Source organism: Bacillus sp. C28GYM-DRY-1 (genome assembly GCF_030519405.1).
GTDB lineage: Bacteria > Bacillota > Bacilli > Bacillales > Bacillaceae > Bacillus > Bacillus spizizenii_A.
On the sequence record NZ_JAUMKF010000110.1, the window covers coordinates 1 to 240 of the forward strand.

The following is a 240-nucleotide window of genomic DNA, read 5'->3' on the forward strand; positions in this document are numbered from 1 at the left end:
CATTCTCCTGTAATAAAATAAAAGAAAGACTTCAAAAGGACGGTGTCTTTCTTATGTTCCACACAAGAAATTCTTCTCAAAACGCAGCCGAATTTGTTCTTCTCGACCAACTTGTCGAAGAGGATCATTTGCTTCGAAAAATTGATAAACACATCGACTTCTCTTTTATCATTGAAAAGGTTAAGCCTTACTACAGCGAAAACAAAGGCCGCCCCTCACTCGACCCGCTGATTTTATTCA

At 38.8% G+C, this 240-nt stretch carries 1 protein-coding gene; it reads left to right on the forward strand.

Annotated elements, in window-relative coordinates:
- Positions 1 to 53: 53 nt before the first annotated feature.
- A partial coding sequence (locus Q3W56_RS20895; protein WP_483298538.1) for a transposase occupies positions 54 to 240 on the forward strand: 187 nt, incomplete at its 3' end.